Consider the following 26185-nt stretch of genomic DNA (forward strand, 5'->3'; position numbering starts at 1 on the left):
CCATTTGGAAGCGCCCATGACGCGCTGGCTGCTGCGGATATTCAGCGCGATCGCGTTGGCCGGTTTCGCGGCAGCCGTCTGGTTTGCCGGACCATTGATCCGCTTTGCCGACACCCGTCCACTGGCACCCGTCTGGCTGCGCGTGACGATCATCGCCGTGATCGTTGCGATCGCGACGCTGTTTTATGGAGTGCGTTTCTGGCAAAAGCGAAAGGCGCAAAAGGCGCTCGAGACGATAGTCGCCCGCAACGACGACAGGGACGACGACTCGCAGGTGCTCGAGACTCGGATGAATGAAGCCATCGCTGCGCTCAAGCGGTCGAGCGGCAAGCGCAATTTCCTCTACGAGGTTCCTTGGTACGTCGTCATCGGCCCGCCTGGTGCCGGCAAGACAACGGCGTTGGTCAATTCGGGCCTGAATTTTCCGCTTGCCGGTTCGGGCGACGCCCAGCCAGTGGCCGGCGTTGGCGGCACACGATCCTGCGACTGGTGGTTCACCGACCAGGCGGTGCTGATCGACACCGCCGGGCGCTACACCACGCAGGATTCCAATGCGCAGAGCGACAAGAAGAGCTGGCTCGCCTTCTTGTCGCTGCTCAAGGGATACCGCACCCGGCAACCGATAAACGGGGTTATTCTGGCCATCAGCCTTGCCGATCTCATCAGCCTCGATGATCGGCAGCTTGACGCCCATGTCGTCGAAATACGCAGCCGTCTGCGCGAAATTCACGAAACACTGAAAATCCAGTTCCCGGTGTACCTGCTCTTCACCAAGGCCGACCTTGTCTCCGGTTTCATGGATTATTTTGGCGGCTTCGACGAGCAGCGCCGCCGCAAAGTGTGGGGCGCGACATTCCAGACCGCCGATCGCAGCAAGAACATGGCCGGTGAGGCACCAGCCGAATTCGACGCACTGGCAAAGCGCCTGGCGGAGGAGCTGGCCGACCGCCTGCAGGAAGAGGCCGATCCGGTCGCGCGCATAGCCATCTTTGGCTTTCCAGCTCAATTTGACGCACTGAAAGCCCGTATTGCCGGTTTCGTCGCCGGCATATTCGATCCGGCCCGTGGCCAGGTAAATGTCAGCCTGCGTGGACTCTATTTTTCGTCAGGCACGCAGGAGGGCACGCCGATCGACCAGGTGCTGGGCGCAATCGGTCGCAGTTTCGGCAGCGCTTCTCGCGCCCATCTTTCCGGCACCGGCAAAAGCTTCTTCTTGCATGATCTTCTGACCGGCGTCATTTTCGCGGAATCCGGCTGGGTTTCATACGACAAATCGGCTGAAAGGCGTGCAGCGATCGCCAGGTATGGCGGCCTTGGCGCAATAGCATTGATGGCTGCCGCGGCTCTGGGCACCCTGGCCCTGAGCTTTTCAGCCAACAGGTCGCTGATCGCTTCCACCACGCAAGCTGCAAGCCAGTATCGCGAGACGGCGGACCCGCTCCTTAAAAGCACTGAAGTCGCCGATGTCGACCTTGAAAACGTCATCGGCCCGCTCGACCAGTTGCGTGAGCTGCCGGCCGGGTTCGACACCAGTGACTTGCCGACCCCGATCCAGGAGACGTTCGGCTTCAGTCAGAGGGAAAGACTGCTTTCGGCATCAAGAACAGCTTACCGGCAGGCGCTGGAGCGCATGTTCCGCTCGCGCCTGCTGCTTCAGGCCGAACGGACGATCCAGGCCAGGATGGCTGATCCCACCGCGCTCTACGAACCGCTGAAGATCTACATGATGCTTGGCGGCAAGGCGCCCAAGGTCGATGACGAGCTGATCGTGTCCTGGATGAGGCAGGACTGGGAGCAGAACCGGTATCCGGGTGAAAACAACCGCGAGGGACGGGCGCAACTCGAAAAGCATCTGCGGGCCATGCTGGCGTTGGACGACGCCTATGATCCGGTTTTCGAGCTCAACCAGCCACTTGTCGAAGCCGCTCAACGCTCGCTCGGACGCATGAGCCTTGCCGATCGTGCCTCTGCCCTGGTGAAGTCGGCGGTGTACGCCGCTGCGCTGGACGATTTTTCCGTCTCCGTCAAAGGCGGCCCGGAAGCGCAGCTGTTGTTCGAGCGCGTCGATGGCGGCGATCTGTCAGGCCTTCGCGTGCCCGGTATCTACACCTATAGCGGCTTCAACAACTTCTATCTCGGACAACTCTCGCGCATTGCGCAGATGCTTGTCGATGACCAGTGGGTTCTCGGCGGCGGCGGCGAGCAAGGTGGCATCGACCAGGAATTGCTCAAGCTCGGTCCCGAACTTGTCGAGCGCTATGGCAGGGAGTTCGCCGCGGCGTGGAACGGCGTTCTCGACAGACTGAAGTTCAAGCCAATGCTGAAGGACAAGCCGGACTATATCGCGCTCTCCGCCGCCGCGTCACCAAGCTCGCCAATCGACCAGCTTTTTACCGCGATCGCCGACGAAACAGCGCTGACGCGAGACGCTGGTTCCAGCGAAGAGTCGGGCTCCGAGGCCGAAGCCGGCATGCTTCAAACCCAGCCGCAAAACGCTGTAGATATCGCCAGCGGATTGGCCCGCATCGGCATTCAAATCGCCAGCGGCAAATCGCAAAGCCGGGCCGGCACGGGGTCCGCTCGCGCGCAAAACCAGAATCCCGGGGCGAACATCGAAGCGCAATTCAGATCATTCCAGGCTTTGGTGAACGGTCCCACTGGGCGCCGCCCAATCGATGCACTGACCCAGAATTTCCGCGACATCCATCAAAGCCTGCAATTGGCGGCCGATATCCCTTCGCAAACGGAACGCGCCAACATGAATCTGCAGCTGCAGATATCCACCCTTCGCGCCAATGTTTCGCGGCTGCCCAAGCAACTCGCCCGAATGGTTACTGCAACCGCCGACGAGCTTGACGGCAACGTCGCAGAAACCTCGCAGACGAATTTGAACCAGCTGCTCGACCAGACGGTGACGCGCGCCTGCGAGGAGATGGTCGAGGGCCGTTATCCTTTCGCCAGCGATGGCCCGGAGGATATCGCGATGGCGGATTTCGCGAAACTGTTCGCTCCAGGCGGACTGATGGACCGGTTCTTCGCACAGAATCTGGCATCGCTGATTGACATGACCGGCCAGGACTGGACCTGGAAGCAGGATGCGCGTTTCGGGCGCGACCTGTCGAAGTCGACCTTGAAAAACTTCCAGCTGGCGGCGGAAATCCGCAACGCCTTCTTTCCTTCAGGTGGTTCTGTGCCGTCGGTCAGTATCACCTTTACGCCGTTTTCACTGCATGGCGATGCCGATACGGCGATACTCGACGTCGATGGCCAGATCGTCCAAAGCAACCAAGCCGGCAACGCGCCAAGCACGGTGACCTGGCCGAGCGGCATGGCTTCCGCGTCGGCGAGCCTGAGCCTCATTCCGGAGATGCCGGGCCGTGAGTCCGCGATCAAGTTCGACGGTCCGTGGGCACTGAAGCGCCTGCTGGACAAGGCCGATATCACCGGCACCGGCGGCAACACGCAAGCCCGCTTCGTGATCGGCGGACGCGATGTCGCCTATACGGTCCAGGCCAGTTCGGACCAAATCCCTCTCTTCCTTCCTGCGCTGTCCGGGTTCAGCTGTCCAAAGGCGTTTTGAGATGAGCTCTAGATTTTCCAATACGGTGCGGCGGCCCATCGGCAACAGATGGGCGGACGTTGATTTCGATACTCTAACGTTCGAGGCTGTGGCAAACTGGCGCGAGCGGGCGCCTGACGGTGCGCCGCAGAGGACGCTTGAGAAGCGCTTGGTGGCAAAGTGAACAATGTCGCCCTTCCCTTTGAAAGCTTCGGCGTTAGCCACAGAGGCTGTGTCCGTGAGCTCAACGAAGACAGCTACCTGGTCGAGCCGGACACCGGCCTGTGGGTGGTGGCCGATGGAATGGGTGGACATGATGCCGGGGAAGTCGCTTCGGCCAGCATTGTCGATCATCTGGCAACGATCGGCATTGCAAGCTCTGCACCGGATCTGCGCGCGCGCTTCGAGGACCGGCTGAGCCGGGCCAATGCCGAAATCCGCAGGATATCGCAATCCCGCGGAGTAACCATTGGCTCCACTGTCGCCGCCCTGCTGGCGATGGATGGGCGGTTTGCCTGCCTGTGGGCAGGCGACAGTCGCGTCTACCTGATCCGCAACGGCTCGATCTCGCAGATTTCGAAGGACCATACCGAAGTCCAGGAACTTCTCGACAAGGGCATGATCAGCGCAGCCGAAGCGCTCGCCTGGCCGCGCCGCAACGTCATCACGCATGCGGTCGGCGTCAGCGACGAGATCGTCATTGATTTCCAGCAAGGCGAAATCATGCCGGGCGACATATTCGTGTTGAGCACCGACGGGCTGACAGCGCATGTCACAGACGCCGAGATCGAGGCGGCGGCGGTGTCGGCGACACCTCAGGCGGCATGCGAAAACCTGCTGCAGATGGTGCTGGCGCGCGGGGGAACGGACAATGTCACGATCGTGCTCGTCAAGATCGGAGACGGGCGCAATGGGGCCTATCCCGGTCCTTCCAGAGCGGAAGGCTGAGGCTGATGAGCGCCGACGACAAGACGCGGATATCGCCTGACGTGGCCACCACAGCCGTAGGCACGCAACTCAGCGGCATCTATGAACTGGACGAGCGGATCGCATTCGGTGGCATGGGGGAAGTCTACCGTGGCCACAACATCCAGACCGGCGACCATGTCGCCATCAAGATCGTATTGCCCGAGTTCGCCCGTGACCAGACGATCCTGTCGCTGTTCCGCAAGGAAGCGACGATCCTCAATCATTTGTCGCACGACGCGGTCGTGCGATATCACGTCTTCACGATCGACCCCGGTATCGGTCGCCCCTACCTCGCCATGGAATTCGTCGACGGCCAATCGCTGTTCGATATCATGCGAAATGGCCCGATGCCGACGGAAGACGTGCGCAAGCTCTGCCATCGCCTGGCTTCCGGCTTGAACGCCGTGCACCAGGCGGGAGCGATACACCGTGACCTCTCCCCGGATAACATCATCCTGCCGGGAGGCCGGGTCGATCGCGCAAAGATCATCGATTTTGGCATCGCGCGATCGGCGACCGTCGGCGGAGAGACGCTGATCGGCGGAAAGTTCGCGGGAAAGTACAACTACGTTTCCCCAGAGCAACTCGGGCTGTACAGCGGCGATGTCAGCGAGCAATCCGACATCTACAGCCTGGGCCTGGTGCTGGCTGCTGCTCTGCGCGGCAAACCGATTGACATGAGCGGCTCCCAGTTCGAGATCATCGAAAAACGCCGAACCGTTCCGGACCTGTCCGACATCGACGCCGATTTTCGTGGAATTGTCGAGGCCATGCTGCAGCCGGATCCACAAGACCGGCCGATCAGCATGGCCGATATCGCCAGGGCGACACGTGACGACACGGACGAGGAGACAAGGCCGCCAACGTCGATCACACCGCGCGACCGGACGCCGCGAACCGGGGGAACCGCCGCGCCTGGCCCCAAGCTTCCCGGCCCCAAGCTTGCCGGTCCCAAGATGGCAAGTCAGCCTCCGGCGGCAGCCGGTGAGCAGCGCTTCGTTCCGCATGTCCGGCCCGCACTTCTGTCCGAGCCAAGGCCTTCGCCAGTTGCCGGTCCTGCTCGGGCGGTTTTGCCAAAGGTCCCGGCAAAGTCCACCAAGACCCGATCGATCGCAATCGCTGCCTTGGCGACATTAGCTGTCGCGTCGGGTGCAGGCGTTTATCTCAGCGGCGTGATGACGCCTTCCACGCCGACCGTCGGCGATACATCGTTCTTGTCGCCAAAAGCATCCAAACCGGGTCCGACGGACAGCGCGGCAAATTCGCCGGGCGATGAGCCGGCAAAAGCAGTTGCACCTGAGCAGTCACGAACAGAAGCCACTGCGCCGCCAGCCGAAAGTCAGGCAGGCGCGGCGGCGGATCAAAAGTTGGAGCCGGCACGGCCCGCCGAAGTCCTCTCACCATCCGAGGAAACCCCGGAGCGGTTGGCATCGGAAGAAAGCTCGGAGCCGGCGGCATCCGCGGAAATCTCGGAGCCGGCAGCAGAAGAAGCGCAGTTGCCAGCTGAAAATCGGCCAGATGCCCCGGCGGATCAAAGGCTGGAGCCGACGCGGCCCGCCGAAGTCCTCTCGCCAACCGAGGAAACCCTGGAGCCGGCGGCAGCCGAGGACATTTCGGAGCCGACGGCAGCCGAGGCGCCATCGCCAGCTGAAAATCGGCCAGATGCCGTGGCCGATCAAAAGTTGCAGCCGACACGGCCCGCCGAAGTCCTTTCGCCAACCGAGGAAACCCCTGAGCCGGTTCCGCCGCGCATCCAGGTCGCGCCAATGCCACCGGCCGACAAGGCCTCGCCGCCCGCAGCGGTCCGGCCCGAAATTATGGAGAGCCGGAGGCCCGATCAGCCGGCCAGCCAGCACGCGCGGGCCGAAAGCCAGACGTATGATGCGAACGAAAAACGGCAGCAGGACGAGACGGCGGCAGGCAAACAGCCGGGCGAAGCCACTATTGCCTTGAACGTGCCGAAACCGGACCTAAAACTGCCGCCGAAAAATGCCCTCGACCCCGCTGCGCAACGGGTCTCCTGGGTGCGGGATTTCAACGGCGGCGACTGTTTCTATGCGACGTTGACGTCGGCAACCGAGGCCGCCGCCGCCATCGAAGGATTGGGCACGGAGATCCAGCCGTTCGAACGAATGCTGTCCGATTTCCAGGCAAGATTCCGTGTCGAACCGGACATCAGCGTCCGCCTCATTGAGCCGGCTCAATGCGAAGTCACCAACTTTCTGCGCTTTCTGGACCAGATGCCGGCTGACAAGCCGCAGCTTGTTCTCGATCGGACGACGGTGCCGAGCGGCTCGCCGATCGGCGGCACGCTGGTGACGCAGGGCGGCCTGATTTCCAGCGTGCTGCTGATCGACCACAGGGGCATGGCATTCAGCCTCGACGATCTTATGCTGGCGCAAGCCGGCAAGGCCACCTTCAACATCCCGATCGATCTCGGCGCAGCCGACAAGGCGGCCGGCAAGGTCGTGCCGCAGATCATAATGGTGATCACGGGCCCACAGGATATTCAGGCTGCGGCGTTCTCTGCGCCGACACCAGCCGCGCTGCTGTTGCCCAAAATTCTCGACGAGATCGACGCCAACCGAGCTGAGTACTCCGCAACGGCAAAGTATTTTCGGCTCGGCGGGTAGCATGGACGCCGATGGCCCACCGCCGCTCGCGCTTTTCCTTCCTGCCCGCTGTCCCGCCCAACAATCAGCGTGACTGGCTTCGCGGCCTGCTTGCCCTGACAGGCCGTATCAGACTTACGGTCATATTGGGCGCGACATTGCTCGCTCTCCTGTCGCCTCACGAAGCGCACGCCGAATTCACCGTCTGCAATCAGACGCTCGACGTCGTCAATCTCGCTGTCGGCCAAAAGGTCGACAATGCCGACCAGACCGATGGCTGGTGGACCATCGGCGCAAATCAGTGCGTCAACGTCATCCGCGAGGAACTTTCGAACCGCTACATCTACATCTATGCGACGGACGTCTTTGGCCATGCGACCCTGACCGGGTCGACCGAAATGTGCATCGACCGGCGGCGTTTCTCGATACGCGGCATCGATGAATGCTGGCAGCGCGGCCATATCGCCGCACGATTTCTCGAAGTCGATACGCTTGAACAGGCGCGGTGGACCTTTTTCCTGACCGGAAGCAATCCGTGACGCACAGTATCGACACAAGCTTCAAGTTGAAAAAGCAGGCCCGCGCCGCCCTGCGCAGGCGCAGGCTCTGGCGCAGGCTGCTTGCCGGGCTTGCTGTGGTTGCCCTGTTGTCGATCGCTGCCGGCTTCTATCTCACCGCGGATTATTGGTCGTTTGGCGACGAAGATGAGGAGTTGCATGCCGTCGAGGGAATCGACGATGTGCCGGCCGACGCATCTGTCTATGTGCCTGCCATCATCGATCTCGCAGGCGACCCGATGTGGATCACGCTTGCGCCCGACACCGGCGGCGCAACAAAAAGCCAAGTCATCCCGCGCCCGGCAGAACTCGACCAGGCCGGCGTTTCTCCGCAGATCGAGATTCTGTCCGACGTGATGCTTAGCGCCAGCGAAAAGTTCATGACGACGATACCGTCCACGCAAGAAGATTTCGCATTCTTCCAGGCGCAGCGACAGACCGCGCCGGCGCCATCCAACGAGTTGCAAAACGACGTTCAGCCACCGCCCGTTCCAAACGAGGCTCCGGTTGCTTCGGACCCGCAGGGGGGTGTCGATGATGCCGAAGCAGGTTGGGGCGAAACAATCGATTCAGGCGAGGCAGCCCTTCCCGCGTTCCAGAAAACCCAGATCGAAAACAACACAAGCGTTGCAAATGTCATCAGTGAACATCAACGATACGAGGCTACCGAGGACATTTTCGTAAAGATCCTCAACGACCGCAGCCTGGACAGCGTTGCGCTCGATGCGCATTTCTCCGCCGAGGATGCCAAGCTGGCAGGCGAGGCCCTGAAGGCGCTTTTTAATCGGGAGAGCCTTGAGCCAGGTCATGTCGTCGCCATGCGCGGTTTCAGGCCGACGCGCGAGACGACAACCATGTCCCTCATGCAGGTTTCGATCTACGCCAAGAACGTATTTGTCGGCACGCTGACGCGCAATGCCGCCGGTGTGTTTGTGTCTGGTGTCGACCCGTGGGTCCGCGAAGATTTATTCAACTACTCGGGCGCACAGGCGCAAGGCACGCACAAAAGGCAATACCGGCTGCTCGACGCGATCTACTCGACAGCAGCGCGCAACAAGGTTCCAACCGGCGTGATCGGAGAAGCGATCATGTATCTGTCGCGAGGACAGGATCTGGATGCCTTCGCCAGCGAAGACCAGCGTCTGGTCCTGATCTATTCGCAAAAACCGCGTGGCAAGGAAGAGACGGCCGGACGGGTGCTGTATGTTGGCGTCCGGGGTAGCGAGAAAAGCCTTGACTGTTTCGTGTTCCAGCAGACCGACGGCCAGTATGCATGCGTCAGCGGCGACGATCAGGTTCGCTCGCTGACAGTCGCCAACGGCATGGTCACACCGGTCAACGGGGTCATGACCTCGACTTTCGGCCCACGCAAGCACCCAATCCTCGGAACCGTTCGTATCCACAAGGGCGTCGATTGGGCGGCGCCTCTGGGCACGCCGATAGCCGCCGCCTTCGACGGCGAAATCGTCTTTCAGGGCGATGGAAGTGGTTACGGCAATTTGGTGAAGATTTCGCACGGGGACGGCAGCGAGACGCGCTATGCGCATATGCAGAAATTCGCTGACAAGGGCGGTGTCGGCGCGAAGGTGAAGGCAGGCGATATCATTGGCTACATCGGCACCACCGGTCTTTCGACCGGGCCGCACCTGCATTTCGAACTCTATCGCAACGGCCAGGCCATCGATCCGCTGGGCACGGTTACGGCAATCGCGACGGACGCTTCCGCTGTCGAAACCCTGACCGAGCGTATCGTTCAAGTCGAAAGTGGCGGCAAAGCCCGCGCCAAGAACCCACTTTCTTCGGCGACCGGCGCCGGTCAGTTCATAACCAAGACGTGGATCCGGATGATGAACACCTACCGCCCCGAACTGGCGCGGACACTGTCAACCGCCGACCTGCTCGCTCTGCGTTTTGACGCCACCATCTCGCGCGAGATGGTCAGCAATCTGGCGCGCGAAGGCGAAGCCTATCTTCGGGCACGCGGCCACCAGATCACAGCCGGCCGGCTTTATCTCTGTCATTTCCTGGGAATGGAAGGCGCCCATCAAGTGTTGTCGTCGCCGGGCTCGGCGCAATTGAGCGCCGTGCTCGGATCGGCCGTCATTCAAGCCAACCCGTTCCTCACCGGCAAGTCCGCCAGCTATGTCGTGAGCTGGGCCGAAAGGAAAATGGGGCGGAAGCTGAGCCCGGCGATGGTTGAAGTGAGCCAACAAACAACGACAACGACGGAAGTCCGGCAGACATCGCCCGAGTTCGAAAAATACAAGCAGGCGATCACGGCTCTCATAGGCTCGATGCAGAATACCCTTTGAACGTGCTTCTCGAGGCGCGCGAGTTTGCCGTTAGTCCATTGGCGTTCCTGCTGCCAAGTGCTACTATAGCCAACTTTTTTGGGCCTTTGTGAACCAAAACTGTGGTCGAGATCACATACGCCCAGGAGCCATTTTGGCATGCGCAGACATCGATAGTGCGCCCCGGCGGGGCGGAGGGCTGGACCATGAAAGCATTTGCCGTCTTTCTGAGCGGGTTTCTCCTGTTTGTCATCACGTCGCTTGGAGCCGAGGCTGCCGCGCCTGATGCCAAACGCGTGGCACTGGTCATCGGCAACAGTAAATATGTCCATGCCGTTGCCTTGCCCAATCCCGCCAACGATGCGCACCTCATCGCATCCACGCTACGCAATGCCGGCTTCCAGGTGATCGAGGGGCTCGATCAAGACAATGCAGGCATGCACAGCCTCATCAGTCGGTTTACCGAGCAATCCTACGATGCCGAGCTCGCCGTCATTTTCTATGCCGGCCACGGCATGCAGGTCGACGGCAAGAATTTCTTGATTCCGATAGACGCCGAACTGACATCGCCCGCTCATCTCAAGACCCGCACCGTTCAGATCGACGACTTCATGGCGGCGTTACCAGCCGAGCCGGCGATCGGCGTCATCATCCTCGATGCCTGCCGCGACAATCCATTGGCCAGGACGCTGGCCGCCTCGATGCCGAAGAGCCGTTCCGCCTCGTTTGGCTCCGGACTGGCGCCGATTGAAGCAAGATCGGACGGCGTTGGAACCGGCGGAGTCTTGATTGCGTATGCAACCGACCCCGGCGCCATCGCTTTCGACGGCAACGGCGTAAACAGTCCCTACTCCGCGGCGCTCGCCAGACACCTGACTGAACCTGGCGTTGAAATCCAGAGCGCGCTGACGCGTGTGCGCGGCCAGGTGACCGAAACGACACAAGGTCGCCAAAGACCTTGGCACAACGCATCACTGGGACGCGAGGTCTTCCTGGGACAGTCCAAAGCGGAAGCGGCGCCTGCCACAAAACCGATCGCTGGTGCGTCCGGCGCGATGACACCGGCGCCTGCCCCGGTGACCAACGAGCCTCCTTCCTGGGAGGTTGAGCAGCGTCTGTGGGACGAAGCTTCCAAGCGCAATTCCATTCCGTTCTACGAAGCCTATCTTGAACAGTTTCCGAGCGGCCGCTTCGCCACGGTGGCACGGCTGAACATCGACCAGTTGAACGAACCGAAGGCCGAAGATCGGCAGGTCCCGGCAGTCGATGAGGACGAGGCCAACGCAATTTCCGGCTCAGCCGTTCGCACCTCGGTTGGGGTTTCGGACGAGGTGAAGCAGGCCCCGGGCACCGAGTTGACGGAAAGCGCGATCGGTCTCGATCGCCAGGGCCGTATCGATCTGCAGTTGCGCATCGAAGCCTTGGGCAACGAGCTTGGCCGTATCGACGGAAACATAGGCCCAAAAACCCGCCAGGCAATCGGCATCTGGCAAGCGAAAAACGGCCTGCCGCAGACGACCTTTTTGACACGCGAGCAACTGACGTTCCTGGTGATCCAGACGGATCCAATGATGGATTCGGTGCGCGCCAGCTACGCTGCCGATCTGGCTCGAGCACAGCCGAAGAAACAGGTGCAGCAGGCCCGCACAAAGAAGCCGGTGGCACAGAAGGCCCGCACACAAAAGCCGGTGGTGGCACAGAAGCCCCGCAGGCAGCAGGTCGTGGTTCGACGGGATGTTCCGCCGCCGGACAACAACGACTTCCTGACCAAGGCGCTGATTTTCGGCACCGGTGTGGCCGTGGGTGGCGTGCTCAACAACAACTGACGAGCCAGTTTCAGGCGTGTCGACGCTGGCCGTGCCTCGGTGGTCGGAGCGGCCCTACTCAGTCCTTATCCGCATTTCCACCCGGCGGTTTACCGAATCGAATGGATTGGGGTTGCGCGGACTCGCTTCGCCCAGGCCTGTCGCTTTGATGCGGGCAGGATCGATGCCGTTGGAGGTCAGGAAGGTTGTTACCGATCTGGCTCTGCGTTCCGACAGCCCCTCGTTGTAGCGCTCCGAGCCGGTTGCATCGGTATGACCCTCGACAACGAAGTTCAAAGTGCTTAGTCGGCGGTCCTTCAGTGCCTTGGCGAACTCGTCCAGTTCAGCGCGGGCAGTCGCATCGAGTTCCGCAGAATCAAGGCCGAAATTGATCAGCATGTCGAGGCTGGTTTTTTCGGCAGGCGCTGCCTTGTTCTTGCTGTTGCACTCTTCCTCGGTGCCGACGCAAATTCCACGCGGCGGGCCGAGCTCGCTCGCCGCGTCAAAAAACTTCACGATGTCTTCTGATTTCTGAAGCGGATCAGCAAAAGCATGGGTCGAATAAAACGCGACCGTAAACACGAAGGCTAAACTGCCCAACCGCATAACGGTTACTCCTGTCTTGAGCATCGATTTCATCGACTGCGGACAATACCAAATTGCGAAGCGGTTGTCTGTCAATAAAAGTCAGGCATACGAGTGATGGAGGGCAGTCGCATCTTGCTGGGGACTGGGAGACTTGACCCGCCCCGCCCGGGGCTTCAGTGTCGATTGTTCCCTGGGGAAAGCGTGGCGCCATGGCCAATGAGCTTCGATTCAAAACGGCACGGGACCTTTTCATGGCCTGCCCCGCCGTTTCCAGGGACATGGTGGCACTTCCGACCGAACAGCCTTCAATCGAATTTTGCCGCGCCCTGCTGGCCGGGCGGGTGCCCGAGGAGGCGATTACGTTCTGTGCCTATTTGCTACCCGAGCGGGCTGCGGTGTGGTGGGCCCATGAATGCCTGAGCCACCTCACCGTTCTGCTCGACAGCAGGGATCAGGAATTGCTCGCGGTTGTTCGTGACTGGGTCAGCGAACCGGAGAGCCCTCACCATCGCCCGGAAGTGGACAAGGCTGCGGCAATGCCGCCAACAACGCCGGCCGCCTGGATTGCCCTGGCTGCAGGACGGCATGGCAACGGTTCAGCCATGGAGGCGCCAGCGCTATCGGCCTCGCCGCCAGCCGCCCGCGCTGTGAGTGCGGGGGTTCTGGCCGGACTGGCACGTGTTGCGTTGGAGGACCGCTTTTCAGTTCTTTCCGCGTTTGTCGAAATGGGCATCCAGTTGGCAGAGACAGAGGCGCTGCGCCAATCGGTAGATGCAAATTAGACCGTGGTCTGGAGCCTGGATGGCTCGCCTTACTTGCGGCCGCCTTGGGCCCCATTTGGCCAGCGCTTGCTTGAAACGTGTCCCCAGCGAGTGTTGCAGTCGCAGCACCGGGACGTCGTTGGTGGTGAAACTTCAGCCCGCCACTTTCATTTGGTCAACCTCCCAACCGCCTACTCCGCTTCCGCCTCCAGTTCCACCTCCGCCGCCGCCCGAAGAAGGAACGATGACAGGCGCAGTTACAGGCTCTTCCGCAACCGGTTTAACCACTTTCTTGACGGCCGCCGGTTTGGGAGCGGGCCTGACGACCTTTCGCGGCGGAGGGGCTCTGCGAACGACCTTCGGCGGCTGCTTCGGCGTGGGCGTCGCCAGCAGCGGCGTCGGTCGAATTTCGGGTGGTATCGAGCCATATGTGGGGCCTGCCGACGGTAGCGCCCAGCTAGGCTGCGCAGAGATCGGCACTCACGAAGGTTAGTGGCCTGTGCCGCAAGGCGGCCCCGGCCAAGAAAACGCCAGCCAAGAAGGCAGTTGCGGGGCGAGCGAAGGCTTAAGAGATTTGACGATGGCAGGCGCGCCGAAAGCAATGTTCGGCACAATCGCCAGGGTTGGGCTGTTGGCTTCGCGCGCAGGGCGGATACGAAAAGCTCAGTCGACATAACACCATCCCGGCGGCGGATGGTAACCTTCGATAACCGGATCGTGGGTCGTTGAGTGAGACGCGCTCGATGGCGTGCTTTGGCCTATCGCGACGATTTCATTTCGGCACATGCCCGTCAGTCGGGACTGTCGGGACCGGGGCGCGGCTCAGGACAGCTTGGTCCCAGGCACGGTCAATTGCGCGCGCCGCGTCCAAACCCTGCATGTCGCCGGTGGCGAGTTTCATCGTGGCCTCGTTAAGAACCTCGCCCGCGATCGGCCCAAGCGCCTGGTCGTAGTAAAGTTGGTGGTAGGTGCTCCTCAGCAGCGTCGCCGCGACGTCACTGATAAAGGGGTCTTTCAGCGAGAGGTCGGAACCAGACACCGAGGGCACCGAGTCGGCGAGTTCCGAAATGCGGCTCTGGACGGCGCGCGACGTCAGGACCCGCAAAAGTTCCACCGCCATCTCGGGAGCCTTGCTATTGACCGCGTAGCCGTCGGCCCCACCATAAGTCAGGAGCTTGTCGGAAGGCTTGGAAACGGCGGGGAAATCGAGCCGACGCAGTTCGCGGCTCATCCGGGTCGCGCCGCCAGGCCAGTTCCACCTCATCGTATTCAGGCGCCAATTCCCGGTCACCACCATCGCCGCGCCGCCTTTGGCGAAGGTCATGCCGGCCGCGCCCTCATCCGCTGAGAGAAAGTCGACCTGGAAAGGCTGCAATTCAGCCAGTTCACGCAGCCGTTGACCTGCCTCCACAAAGGAGGGAGACAGGAACCCCTCTCCTGCGCCGGAATAGGCAGCCTCGAAGGCAGCCCGGCCGCCGATCTGCTCCGCAAGATTGCCCCACAGGAACTGGAACGGCCAGCGATCACGCCCGCCAATCGCAATTGGGACGACGCCCTGCGCCTTTAACTTGTGGACCGCCTCGAGAAACCCGCCCCAAGTTGCCAGATGCTCGGGCGCAACGCCCGCCTTTTCGAGGATAGAGGTGTTGACCCATAGGCTGACCAACTCGACTGATGAAGGAACGCCGTAAATACGCCCGTCCTGCGTGTAGGTCTGCAAAGCCCCGGAGCGGAACTCCAGAGCCCAGCCCTTGGACATTTCCTCGGTCAGGTCGCGTGCGAAGCCAGCTTCGCGCAGCGCCTCCAAATGGCCACCGCCCCAAGTGTGCATGATGTCTGGGGGAGTGTCGGATCCGAGCATTCCAAGAAGTGTCGCCTTATACGTGGATCCCGGTTGATGTTCGATAGTCACACGGTAGCCAGGGTGACGCGCCTCAAAATCCAGCGAGAGATCGCGCCAGTAGGCGTGGACTGCGTCGTTGCGACTCATGGCAGCAACGCGTAGCACGGTTGGGCGAGCCCCAGCTCCTTTCGAGGCGACTGCAGCAAGCAAGTGGACGGCGTCGCGCCGTTTGGTGTCCAGATCATCGCGAAGGACTGCGCCAGCATAGCGCCGCACGAGAACCTGAAGGGTCCGCTGGTCGAGGTAGCCGGTCGCGTCAAGGCCTGCAGACCGCTGGAGACTCTCGATCGCTTTGCGGGTGCCCGGCCCAAAATTCGCATCCTTCCGACCCGAGTATTCACCAGCTTCGGTCAAGAGTGCTTGCACGCCGGCCAGAGCCTGCGACCCAAGCCCCAGCTTGGCTTCCATCTCAAGGGGCTGCGGTTGCTTGGCGGCCGACGCAGCCTCTTGCGATACTGTGGGTTTAGGATCCGGAAGCGGATCCACACTTGCCGCAGCGACTTCACCGGCGCTTTTACCCTGCTCCAATCCCGTCGTCTCACCAACGACCAAAGTGCCCGGGTCGGGCGCGACCGCGGCGGACACCTCCACCGGTGGGTGCTCTTTTTCTTCGCGGAGTTTTTCGATCCTTTTTTCGGCCGCAGCAGCAAAGGGGCCGCTCGGGAAAGCATCAAGGTACTTTTGGAAAAGGTCGATGTCCGAGGCGTGCCGGATCGAAAGCCAAATCAACCCTTGCCTGACGAAATCATCGTGAAGATCCGCTTTGTCGCCCTCCCCGGGCAATGAGGCGGGCAATGGGTCCGCCCCGTCGGTACCGGTGAGCCGACTGTAAAACTCTCGCGCGACTGTCCGCTCGACGGGAAGCTCAAGCGCGCGGATCGTGTCGAGGAGCGCCACCTCGATGCTTGCAACCTTCTTGGAACCGGCAAGTGCGGCAGGGTCGGCAGGGTACAGGTAAACCTCGCGGAGCAGCGCCTCCTCAACCCAGGGCACCTGCGCGCCGCGTGTAAGCTCCACAACCGTGCTGCGTACCCGTCGGAGCATTGTGCCAAGCTCGAGCCCGGGGCGATCAATCCATTGGAGAAGCGCCGTTGTGAAGGGACTATGGCCATCTCCGCCATCGAAAGCCACGGCTCCAGGCGCTGCAGCAAAGCCGATTAGCATGCCGGCCGAATTCGGCCGCTGAACGAAGGCACTGGCTGAGACGCTGCCACTGGCCAGTCCCGGCGATGTCGAAATCGCAGCCGAGAACGGATTGTCGCGGCAAGCATCGAGGACAAGAACCGCAAGGTCGGGCCCGGCTGCAACAAGGCTTGCATAAATCTCGGAGGCGCGCAGAGTTGCTGCCTGGAGGTCAGAGCGTGATGCAAGGTTTGCATCGACCGGGATCAGGTAGTTCTCACCGTTCACCTGCAAACCGTGGCCGGCATAGAAGATAACGGCAACCTCGGCTGAGCGAGCCTGGGCGGTGAACGTTTTCAGCGCCGACCGCATCGCGACAAGTTTCGCGTCCAGCGCCACCGTGACAACGAAGTCGAGTTCGCGCAACTTTTCGGCGATTGCCTCGGCGTCCTTCGGAGGATTGCTAAGAGCCGGCGTGTTTCGGTATGCCCCGTTGCCGATGACGAGCGCCACACGTTCGGCAAGCGCCGGGCTACCAATGGCTGTAAGCGTTGCTGCCGCGAGCAACAATACAATCGAAACTGCGCGACACGCACCGAATAGGGCATGTAGTAGGGATGCGATACCCTGGCGCATCTTGCTTGATCCTTCGGTCAAGCACGCAACTATGTACCTCGCGCGACCCCACGTAAAGCCCGGGGCTCTTGTACAAGCCAAAAATCGAGAAGCGCGCCGAGCAGCGAGCGGAACATGGCTAGGCCTAGGCACCTTTCTGTGTCACTGTGTCGGAAACGGAGACTACCTGACAGCAAAGACGTTTGGCATATTACTTCATTAGCTTGGGGACACGATGTCGAATGACCAGAAGCTTTCTGCCCTGACGCGATCTTTGATCGTCGGCGCATCCTTGGGAACCGTTTCCTTGACCGTAGTTGGCTGCGTGCCGTTCCAAGGCCTGGCGGAGTCGCAGGTAACCCGTGCCGCCGCAGGTCTCGAAGGGGAAGAACGGAGACTGTGCACGCGCGCGCTTCAGACGAAATCGGTCGACGACGTGAACGCCTTGATGGTGCGGCACCCCGACAGCCGGTGCATCGCGCCGCTGCTCGGAGCCATGCCTGCCTCCGTACTGGCCGCGCTGTCGCCCTCGGCCGTGGCAGGGTTGTCGCAGGACGTGGTTAGCGCGCTGCCACGGCGAGTTCTGGCGCAACTGCCAACCCTTCCACGAAAACGGGTTGTGACGGCTCCGCAGCGAAAAGTCACCGCCGCCCAGTACTGAGGCACAAGAGGGTCGAGTCTGGGTGCATAAGACGATTGCAAACAGCCCGTCTCTGAATCCGGCCTCAGTTTGCCTTGCATCTCGCACAATCCGTTCACTATTCGAGGAAAGCGGACTGGACGTGCTCCTCGAGTCGCGCGGCATCGCACTGGACGTCGCGGGATCAGACACGACACCGCACGCTTCGGTCGTGGCGGTGCTAATAAGCCTGACTTCCGATGACGATAGTGCGGCACTTCGCGCAACGGCTGGGCGGTTCGATTTGCCCATCATCAATCTCGGCGACAGTTGGGTGCCGGGTCGAAGGCGCCTGAGCGAGCAATTGCCTGGCCATGCGCGGGGCGAGGATAGCCGTCTTCAACGACTGGTCGAAAGCTTTGGCCGGATGCTCGACGCCGACGCGGTGGCAGCTCTGGTAGGGGCCCTGCCCCAGTTCGAAACCGACTGGTCGCCGGCGAAGGGTTCCCACGTTCCGGTTGTCTTGCTTGGTGTCCATCCCGAACTGCGACCAGCTTGGGCGCTGTTCGTCGAGCCCGATCGTCTCGAAGCTCTTGCTCTGGCCCATGGGCTGTCCCTCGCTTCAGACCACAACGCGGCCGGATCGGCGCTGCTCGTCATGGGAGACAAACGAGAAGCGTGGGAAGCACTCGCCCAGGGCCGCGAGGTGATCTGCGCGGGCGCTTGTCCTTTCACCGGGCTGGGCCTCACGCACGACGCACCTGACCCAACGGACCTGCCACGAGCGCTTGCCTCGCTCGCATCGGGGCGGCGGAACCGCCGCGACGTCACGCGTCGAGTGCTGGCTACCGAAGCGCTTTTCAATAGCTTCGGGGGCGAACCTGCCGTGATCGCCGCCGCACTGGATGAGGCGGTGCGAGCCGTCGGCCGTCAGCCGCACCGGTTGGTCAGCATCGTGATAACCAGCCACAATTACCTCGCGTTCGTCGGTGAGGCGATCCGCAGCGCCCTGACCCAGACCGTGTCGGCCCACGAGGTCATAGTGGTCGATGATGGTTCCGACGACGGGTCGGCCGGACTCATCGCTGCCACGTCGGGTATCATTCCGGTGCTGAAGCCGAATGGAGGCCAGGCCTCCGCCTTCAACGCGGGCTTCGCGCGGGCCACGGGGGATGTTGTTCTGTTCCTTGACGCTGACGACCGGCTGCTGCCCGAGGCGGTCGCACGCGTTGCTTCCGCTGACCTTCGTGGCGTCTCTCGTCTGCAGTTCGGACTCGAAACGATCGATGCCGCGGGTCGCCCAACTGGCCTTTATTCATCGGGAAGGCGTGCCGCCAGCGGCCATCTCGCCGGGACACTCGCGGCGCAGGGCATTTTCCCGTTCATGCCGACCAGTGGGAATGCCTTTCCGCGCCATGTGCTGAAAACGCTCCTCCCAATGCCCGAGGCAGAATGGACGCTTTGGGCTGATCTCTACCTCGTCCTGGCTTGCGCAGTTCTGGGGGAGACCGTCGATCTTGGGGCTGTCCTTGGGCAGTACCGAGTGCATGGCGGCAACGGCCACTTCCGCATGCTTGGCGGCGAGCCTTATCTGCACGAGGTGCGGCTTGGACGACAGGTTCTGGCTTGGCGGGCATTGAGTGCACGGCTGTTCACGATGGTGACACGCCCGCAAGCGGAGCGGTGGCGACTGGGGCTGCAACGCCGTGTCCTTTCAGCCGCTTTCGAGAATGTGCGGCACCGCCGGCGCACCGGCATAAGGGACGCCACAAGGGAGTCGTTTAACGCGCTTGCCCTGGCAGCATCGTCGCGGACGATTTCGCGATCCGCGAGAGCGGCACACGCATTGCTTCCGGCCCGGCTTGCCCTTGGCCTGCCCGGCAGGCCGAAGCGCCAGCCCCTGCCAGGCGCCGAGAGCGCCGATCTTGTTGACTACGCTGGCCCAGCGACATGGCCGCAACTCGGTCCCGGCTACCGACTGGATATGACGTCCGCGCAATCCCAGTCAGAAGTATTAGGGAGCGGCTGGTCCCACCCCTCCGCCGATGGAGTCTATGTCGAGGCGAGCGAGGCGGTTCTTGCGTTTCGCCTGCCCGAAGTGGCAGCGCACTGGCGGCTCAGGCTCGACTTCGCCGTAACAGGAACCGGGCCTCTGCGGGGGTTCGAGGTCTGGCTGAACGGAACGCGCATTGAAGCCCTGGACCTGGGCGCCATGGGCGTGATCGACCTGCGACTCCCCGGCGAACTAATCACAGTATGGAGCCGAAACCTACCCGGCCCTGGTGCGCTTTCTGCCTGCATTGCGCTCCGCGTAGGCGCTGACGTCGGGCGGTTATGCATCTCGCTCTTACGTTTGGACTTGCTTCCACTCGCACTTCCCCCAGCCCCGCGTCTCCCGGCCGGGAGATTCTTCCGCATCTTGCCTATGTGGACAGTACCGCCAAGGGCTGCAGGGGAATCTACGGTGGACGTTTCGTCTGGGGACACGGTTGGCTCGGCATGCCTCGGTGAAGGTTGGGATTGGCCGGACGACCAAGGAGCGCGTCTCGTCGGCCAGCGAGGCCAGATTTACCTTTCGGTCGCCGAGTGCGGCGACCATGCGCTGACCTTCCAACTCGACAGAGATCCGGGCGGGAGCCTACCCGACATTGTACAGATAGTCGTCAATGAAGCGCTGACCGCGATCCACGAAGCACCGGACCGGCGCTCGTTCACGGCAGTGCTGTCCGCTGGAGCGGTGGCTGACGGAAGGGTCCGCATTGAACTATCCACTTTCGAGGATCCCGTGACCGGTGCCTGGCCAGATATTTGCTTAGCCGCGCTGCGTATTGACCGACTGGACCATGCGGGCGGGGGACCCCTTCTGCCTCTCAACATTCCGCTCGATGTCAGTCCTCTCGCCAATGCATCTGCATCGACGGCTTTAGGTTTGGTGCCGGACGGGCGCGTGGCTAGGGTCATCGCCAATCGCTTCCGGCTGACCTTGCAATTGCCTTCGATTAGCGGTCCGGCGCGTATCAGGTTACGCGTCGTTGCGGGAGTTGCACTACCTGGTCCGGTTGCGGCTTGCCTAAGCCTGGGGGATCGGCCCCTCGCGTTCTGGCTAGGTCGGGACAATGCAATAGATCTGGACTTGCCGGACGGGGTGGTCGGCGCGGTCTCGCTAAACGGCCGGATCGATGCGCCGGAGCGCCTGTTCACGTTGAAAGCCGTGCAGCTCTGGGCTTCCTCGCCTTTCCCTCCAACGAACGTTGCGCCCCTAGCCGGGAACTGGCCGCCCTCGGCAGAGGGGCTCGGTCCAAAAGCCGTCCACTGCTCCGCCGTAGATCCCGCCGCCTGGCATCCTGCGGTGGAAGATGCACTTTGGCTGGCAGTCCACCGGACAACTTTACTTTTGCCGCCTCCGCCGACGGGAACGCAAGCGCTCGACGTGTCGGTCGTTACGATAGGAGAACCACTGCAGCGGCTTTCTCTAGAGCTCGGTTCAGCACGAATTGAGACCGCGAAGCCGGGGCTTCAAGTACTGCGACTGCCGCTGCCTGTCGCCGGGGCTTCGCTTGGCCTCAGCCTTACGGTAGCTTGCGACGGGCTGATCGCCGCTGACACGGTGGGCGCGAACGGCCCCGGAATGCTCGGCGGAGCGATCTGCCGGATCGTAGCAGTCACCGACGATCTGCCGAAGCAGGTAGCGCCGCACCCTTGTCGGCGGTCGGTCAAGGGTAGCCTCACGATCAGGCAGCCTTTTCCGCTGGGCGACGAGTAATGGCAGCCCAAGCGGGATCGGAGACCTCCGCCTCCGCCAACGATCGCATGGCGCACAAGACGCTCGCCCACCCGCGGGTAAGTGTCATTGTTACATGCTACAACTACGGGCACTTTTTGGAAAACTGCCTCGACAGTATTCTCGTCCAGTCCCACCCTGCGGTGCAGATAGTGGTTGTCGATGACGGCTCGACCGACGCGACTGGGCAGATTCTCGATAGATATGCCAGTCGAGTCGAAGTGATACGAACCGAGAACCTCGGCCAGGCTGCGGCTTTCAACACAGGGTTTGCCGCGGCAACGGGTGATATCGTCCTGTTCCTCGATGCCGACGACTTACTCCGTCCCGAGGCAATAGAGTTCATTCTCCTCCACTGGAGCGACGATCTTGCGGTCTTGACCTTTGGCCTCGATACCATCGATGAGGCCGGGCATAGCACGGGGCTCTACGCCCCCTCGATTCACTCCGACAGCGGCGACAATCGTCCCCGTCTTCTACAGAGTGGCACCTTTGCATTTCCGCCGACGTCGGGTAACGCCTTCGCGCGCAGCCTCCTTGAAGCTGTGCTGCCTATGCCGGAAGCGCGGTGGCGGATCAGCGCCGACGCCTATCTGATCAGAGCAGCCGCTCTCTTCGGGCGATTTGACCATGTGCCGCAGGTCCTCGGATCGTACCGGATCCATGGTGGCAACAATTACGCAATTGGACTGGCGGACTTGCACGACCTGGCACGTGATCAGGCCCACCAGCGAGACATCGCTGATGCTCTTCTTTCCCTGGGCGAGAGGGCGGATTTGTTTTCGAACGATCCCGACGAGGCAGCCTCGCTGACCTACGCTCTGTGCCATCGGGCGGAGGCGCTCCTGGCTCCGCAGGGAACGCCGACCGCCGCGAGGGAGAGCAACTGGAGAACGGCTGTGGCATCGGGTACGCGTGGGAAGCGCAGGCGAAAGGGTACCGATACCGCGGCTCAGCTGCTCTGGTTCGAACGCCTCGCAAGCTCGCGATGGCCGGTACATGTGCCATTTGAACGCTGGATCGATGTCCGCGATGGCGGGACCTACCAGGACGTCATAGTTGCCGATTTGGGCAACGGGTCGACCTATGCGCGCGGAACAACCGTGCTCGAGTTCACGCTCGACCCAACCCCCACGATGCTCCTTATCACATTGCAGATGCACATGACCCCGGAGCCTGCCGAGTGCTCCCCAGAGGCGACGATCTCTATCGGAGGCGAGGCCATTTGGCGCGGCGCGGTGGCGGCGGCGCAGGAGGTTCACCTTCCAGTCAAACAGGCGCCGTGGGAAGGCCGCCGGAAGATAAGGATTGAAATTGCCTTTTTTGCCGAGCCCGATAGCCAGGTGCTGCTACCAAGAGATCGTTGCCCAACCGTTAGCAGGCTAAAGGTATCAACGAAGGGCAGCGCTGGGCCCGCGCCGTACATCGATGGGACAGGCTACCGCCCGATCGCGACGGCTCTCGCTGCAGGCCTCGATTTTGATGAGTGGGAGGTCGATTCGGAGGACGGCGCAACTATGCGTGCGTCTACGGCACGCATGCGCTTTTCTGCGCTGTCGGCAGGATCCTGCGAGTTGCTCCTGGGGTTCGGGGCATTTCCGCCACGGGGTTGGCTGCATGTGCGGCAGGGACAACAGTCATTGTTTACGGGCTGGCTAGGCGACGCAACCAGCCTTGCGATCTGCTTGCCGCGTGCGCCTCAGCAAGTCCGACCCCACGACCTGTCGCTGCATTTCGAGGGGTCGGCCACTGCAGGGGGCGAACGACTTCGAATCGCCGAAATCGGCATCCGCGACTATCTTGCAGCTGAGTTAGGCTCCGCTTCATCTAAACTCCTGAACCTCGGCGAGACCGTGTTCCCCGGTCGGGACATGTTGCAAACGCGCTTTCTCGTCTCTGGTTGGGAAGAATCTGACGGGACCCCAGCACGCAACGCGGCGTCTGAGGCATCGCTTGCCTTTCGCACGCCGGAGTGCGTCGAAGCGGTGTCGCTCGTGATGTCGATTGAACCGGTGCTGGACCCGGTGCCAGGGGTCCGCCACATCATTGGCGTGTCGCAGGACGGCGATCTGCGCGCCGCAGTTCAACTCGATGGGGCGGGGACCATCGAGGTTCCGCTCCGAGACCCCGCCGATCAACATGAGGTAAGATTAGTCCTGCATTCGACCTTTGTGTCCGAACTGCCTGACGGCGGCGCAGGCGACGGCCCCGTGGCACCTGTCGCGCTTGTAAGCTTCGAGTTGCGCGGCCGGGAGGGTATCGCCGCGCGTCCGAGATTGCCACGCGCGCATACCGTCAACCCCCCCAGCTTTCGGGCTATGATGGATGCTGCGGCTAAGCTGTTCGAACCCGTTGCTGAAACCAAGCCGGCAGAACTCGCCCGCATGCGCGCCACCTTGTCCGCGTTCATCGACACCTGTGATCCCAAAGCTTGCCTCCTGATCGCCTCGGCACCTCGCGACATGGATTTTCTGGTGAGGATCGGCGAGGGCACGGTGCACATTCCGCGAACCGAGGCAGAGGAATCCCTCCTCCGGACCGCCACCGCGCGGACAAGTGGCGTCGGCGGTGCCGATCAGTTGCGGGTAGCGCTTCTGTCGCTCCTGAACTGGCCTGCCTGCACGGCGCCCCTTGATTCAGACCTGGAGCGGCTCCCTGCTCCTCTACTTTGGAAGCCTGACACGCTGGCCCGCTATTTCGGGCGCCCCCCGGAAATCCATGATGACAAGATGCACGGGGCATATGTGATCTACCTGGAGCGTCTGCTCGCCAGCATCGACCGCATTCTGGGGCGGGAACCTAAGGCGAGCGCTCTGTTCGATCTGGCAGCGGCCACCCTGCGGACCCTCCGCAGCACGCGCGTGATTTTCGGAAAGGGAGTGCTGCGCGACCTCATCGGGCTGCGCAGCCGGTGCATCGAGCGGTTGCTTACGCGCTCGGGCGCACGGCTGGCGATGCCGCGTGTGCCGTATAACCCGACCCTTCGCCTGCGGATCGGCGTGCTCGTGCGTGATGTACTGCCGCATCCAGAGGGCTGGGCCGTGCTCGGCATGTATCGGGACCTGGACCAGACGCGTTTCGAGGCGGTGCTGATCCGAATGGACCGGAGCGACGCAGCGCTCGGCACGGGAGGGCTCTTCAGTGAGGAACTATGTCTGGCTGGAAGGTCGATTGATGATTCCGTCGCTGCGATCCGAGCGCTTGGACTCGATCTGTTCATCATCGGCTGCTATGTCGCCGACTGGGAGAAGACCTCTGCGATCGTCGCCCATCGCCTCGCCCCCGTCCAGGTCTGGACCGGCGCGATCTGCCCGACGACAGGAGGCTTCCGCAGCTTCGACTACGCCCTTACCTGTCGCGCCACCGAACCTGAGGCGCCCGAGCGGCATTACACCGAGACGCTGGCCTGGATCGAGGGGCCGCTTCAGTGGGCGTGTGCCTTTCCGAAGTTTGTCGCGCCTCAATCCGCGAAAATACGGCGCGAGCTCGGCATCAGGGCGGATGCCGTGATGTTGGTCAGCGGGGCCATGGCGCACAAGATCACCGATGCCCTGCTGACGGTTTGGGCCGATATCCTCCATGGTGTTCCGGATGCCGTTCTGGTCTTGTACCCGTTCGCCACGAATTGGTCGATGGATTTCGCCCACGAAGCTTTCCGCGCCAGGCTTGCTGGACACCTGGCCAAGGCGGGTGTCGGTCAAGACCGGGTTTTACTGCTGTGGACACAGACCCCAGATCGAGTTCGTCAAATCGCGTCGTGCGCCGACCTGTACCTCGACAGCTTCCCCTACGCCGGCGCGACGACCGTCTGCGAGGCGTTGTCATGTGGTACGCCGGTGCTGACTTGCGAAGGCGATGCCTTGCGGCAATTGACCGGCGCCTCCTGGGTACGCGCCTATGGGCTGCCCGAGCTCGTCGCCGGCTCGCCAGAGGAGTATGGCGCGCTCGCCAGGCGGCTTGGGACGGAGAGGGGCGCGTTGCGTACGCTGCGCAAACGGCTTGCCACGACTTTGCAGTCCGGGCGGCCGCCACACGACAATTCGGAAGCCTTCGGGCCAGCTTTCTCGGATGCTCTCTGGCAGATCGCACGGACGAGCGGTCTGTTTCCTCAGCTGGCCGATGCGCGAGACGTGTCCGTGCCGAAGCGAACTGTGGCGCAGGGGCCTTCCGACTTTGCGCCACAGCGGCTCGCCGCGCCGTTCCCGGCGCGCTCGAGCAACGTGCCGGTCAAGCTGGCCATTTTTGCCAGCCCCAGAACGGGGTCCACGCTGCTCTGCGGTCTGCTCAACCGAACGCCAGGCGTTGTATGCCACTACGAACTTTTTCACGACGACATGATCCAGTTCAGCGACCGCACCGTCTCCGACCCGGAGGCCCTCGGCGCGCGCAATGCCGACCCGATAGGGTTTCTCGACAGGGTGTACGCAGAGGCTGCCGCGGAGGGCCGAAGTCTCATGGGCTTCAAGCACTTTGCCCATCTGAGCTCCGTGGTATCGCAGGCGGCCATCGCAGACCCGGCAACCAGGCTGATCCATCTCAGACGCGGCAATTTTCTGGCGCAGTACTCGTCGGAGAAGATCGCCAAGTCGAATGGCAAATGGTTCAGCCGACGTGGCGAAAGGCCGGAACAGGTTCGGATCAAGTTTGACAGAGATGATTTCGAGGCGCGAGAACAGTACCAGCGCCGCATCGAGTGTGAATGGATGAACCTCTTTGCAGCGTCCAGGCGCGAGGTGCTCTTCCTGGATTTCGCGAAGGTCCTCGACCCTGCGACGCCGGGACTGCTTTCCCGGTTTCTTGGCGTCGAAATCGCAAGCGGTGGAATCCCTGATTTGCATCGGCAGAATGCTCCGGTGATCCTGGACCGTTTCACCAACCGCCACGAAGTCGCGCGCTATCTGGCGAAGAGAGGCCTGTCGCATTGGTTCGAGGCTGGCTGACGGTTTCGGATCATAGCCAGCACCTCGCGGCAAGTAGATCCGCAAGCATCCTGTTTCATGGCA

12 protein-coding genes are annotated in these 26185 nt (G+C 62.0%); 10 read left to right on the plus strand and 2 right to left on the minus strand.

The window, feature by feature from the left end; genetic code table 11:
• Positions 1–16 precede the first annotated feature (16 nt).
• From tssM to AC0L2Z_RS07240, 6 genes are all read left to right on the plus strand, one after another.
• A complete protein-coding gene (gene tssM, locus AC0L2Z_RS07215) occupies positions 17–3580 on the plus strand; it encodes a type VI secretion system membrane subunit TssM (RefSeq protein ID WP_473627324.1) in 3564 nt (1187 codons plus the stop codon).
• Positions 3581–3739: 159 nt separating this feature from the next.
• A complete protein-coding gene (locus AC0L2Z_RS07220; RefSeq protein WP_027154129.1) occupies positions 3740–4507 on the plus strand; it encodes a PP2C family protein-serine/threonine phosphatase in 768 nt (255 codons plus the stop codon).
• Between the two features lie 5 nt (positions 4508–4512).
• Positions 4513–7161, plus strand: coding sequence for a serine/threonine-protein kinase (locus AC0L2Z_RS07225; RefSeq protein ID WP_473627325.1), 2649 nt, complete (start codon positions 4513–4515; stop codon positions 7159–7161).
• A gap of 11 nt (positions 7162–7172) precedes the next feature.
• Positions 7173–7679 carry a DUF1036 domain-containing protein gene (locus AC0L2Z_RS07230; RefSeq protein ID WP_473627326.1) on the plus strand — a complete coding sequence of 169 codons (507 nt, stop codon included), beginning with the start codon at positions 7173–7175 and terminating at the stop codon, positions 7677–7679.
• Complete coding sequence (locus tag AC0L2Z_RS07235) at positions 7676–10009, plus strand: M23 family metallopeptidase (RefSeq protein WP_473627328.1); 2334 nt, start codon at positions 7676–7678, stop codon at positions 10007–10009. The genes AC0L2Z_RS07230 and AC0L2Z_RS07235 overlap by 4 nt, the downstream gene beginning before the upstream one ends.
• A 185-nt stretch (positions 10010–10194) precedes the next feature.
• Positions 10195–11814, plus strand: coding sequence for a caspase family protein (locus tag AC0L2Z_RS07240; RefSeq protein ID WP_473627329.1), 1620 nt, complete (start codon positions 10195–10197; stop codon positions 11812–11814).
• 54 nt (positions 11815–11868) lie between these two features.
• Here the strand turns inward: AC0L2Z_RS07240 and AC0L2Z_RS07245 are convergent, their stop codons facing one another.
• The gene (locus AC0L2Z_RS07245; RefSeq protein ID WP_473627331.1) at positions 11869–12399 is read right to left on the minus strand and encodes an OmpA family protein; all 531 of its coding nucleotides are present in this window, start codon (positions 12397–12399) and stop codon (positions 11869–11871) included.
• 191 nt (positions 12400–12590) lie between these two features.
• On the opposite strand from AC0L2Z_RS07245, the gene AC0L2Z_RS07250 reads away from it, so the two are divergent.
• Positions 12591–13163, plus strand: coding sequence for a DUF6931 family protein (locus AC0L2Z_RS07250; protein WP_473627332.1), 573 nt, complete (start codon positions 12591–12593; stop codon positions 13161–13163).
• Positions 13164–13914: 751 nt separating this feature from the next.
• Here the strand turns inward: AC0L2Z_RS07250 and AC0L2Z_RS07255 are convergent.
• Positions 13915–16803 (minus strand): extracellular solute-binding protein, encoded by a 2889-nt coding sequence (locus AC0L2Z_RS07255; protein ID WP_473627333.1) that lies wholly within the window; start codon positions 16801–16803, stop codon positions 13915–13917.
• A 214-nt stretch (positions 16804–17017) separates the two neighbouring features.
• Between AC0L2Z_RS07255 and AC0L2Z_RS07260 the strand changes: the two genes are divergently transcribed.
• The 3 genes from AC0L2Z_RS07260 to AC0L2Z_RS07270 all read left to right on the plus strand — a co-directional run bounded on the left by AC0L2Z_RS07260 (position 17018) and on the right by AC0L2Z_RS07270 (position 26122).
• Positions 17018–17443, plus strand: coding sequence for a hypothetical protein (locus AC0L2Z_RS07260; protein WP_287217038.1), 426 nt, complete (start codon positions 17018–17020; stop codon positions 17441–17443).
• 121 nt (positions 17444–17564) lie between these two features.
• Positions 17565–21164 carry a glycosyltransferase gene (locus tag AC0L2Z_RS07265; protein ID WP_473627335.1) on the plus strand — a complete coding sequence of 1200 codons (3600 nt, stop codon included), beginning with the start codon at positions 17565–17567 and terminating at the stop codon, positions 21162–21164.
• Positions 21164–26122: a glycosyltransferase gene (locus AC0L2Z_RS07270; RefSeq protein WP_473627336.1), complete on the plus strand. Its 4959-nt coding sequence runs from the start codon at positions 21164–21166 to the stop codon at positions 26120–26122. Before AC0L2Z_RS07265 ends, AC0L2Z_RS07270 begins: the two co-directional genes overlap by 1 nt.
• Positions 26123–26185 lie beyond the last annotated feature (63 nt).

This window comes from Mesorhizobium sp. WSM4850, assembly GCF_055811735.1.

Bases quoted from the DNA above. Each gene is read 5' to 3' on its own strand.
- AC0L2Z_RS07255 (WP_473627333.1), bottom strand. From the start codon at position 16,803: ATGCGCCAGGGTATCGCATCCCTACTACATGCCCTATTCGGTGCGTGT.
- AC0L2Z_RS07240 (WP_473627329.1), top strand. From the start codon at position 10,195: ATGAAAGCATTTGCCGTCTTTCTGAGCGGGTTTCTCCTGTTTGTCATC.
- AC0L2Z_RS07245 (WP_473627331.1), bottom strand. From the start codon at position 12,399: ATGCGGTTGGGCAGTTTAGCCTTCGTGTTTACGGTCGCGTTTTATTCG.
- tssM (WP_473627324.1), top strand. From the start codon at position 17: ATGACGCGCTGGCTGCTGCGGATATTCAGCGCGATCGCGTTGGCCGGT.
- AC0L2Z_RS07230 (WP_473627326.1), top strand. From the start codon at position 7,173: ATGGCCCACCGCCGCTCGCGCTTTTCCTTCCTGCCCGCTGTCCCGCCC.
- AC0L2Z_RS07225 (WP_473627325.1), top strand. From the start codon at position 4,513: ATGAGCGCCGACGACAAGACGCGGATATCGCCTGACGTGGCCACCACA.
- AC0L2Z_RS07260 (WP_287217038.1), top strand. From the start codon at position 17,018: ATGTCGAATGACCAGAAGCTTTCTGCCCTGACGCGATCTTTGATCGTC.
- AC0L2Z_RS07270 (WP_473627336.1), top strand. From the start codon at position 21,164: ATGGCAGCCCAAGCGGGATCGGAGACCTCCGCCTCCGCCAACGATCGC.
- AC0L2Z_RS07250 (WP_473627332.1), top strand. From the start codon at position 12,591: ATGGCCAATGAGCTTCGATTCAAAACGGCACGGGACCTTTTCATGGCC.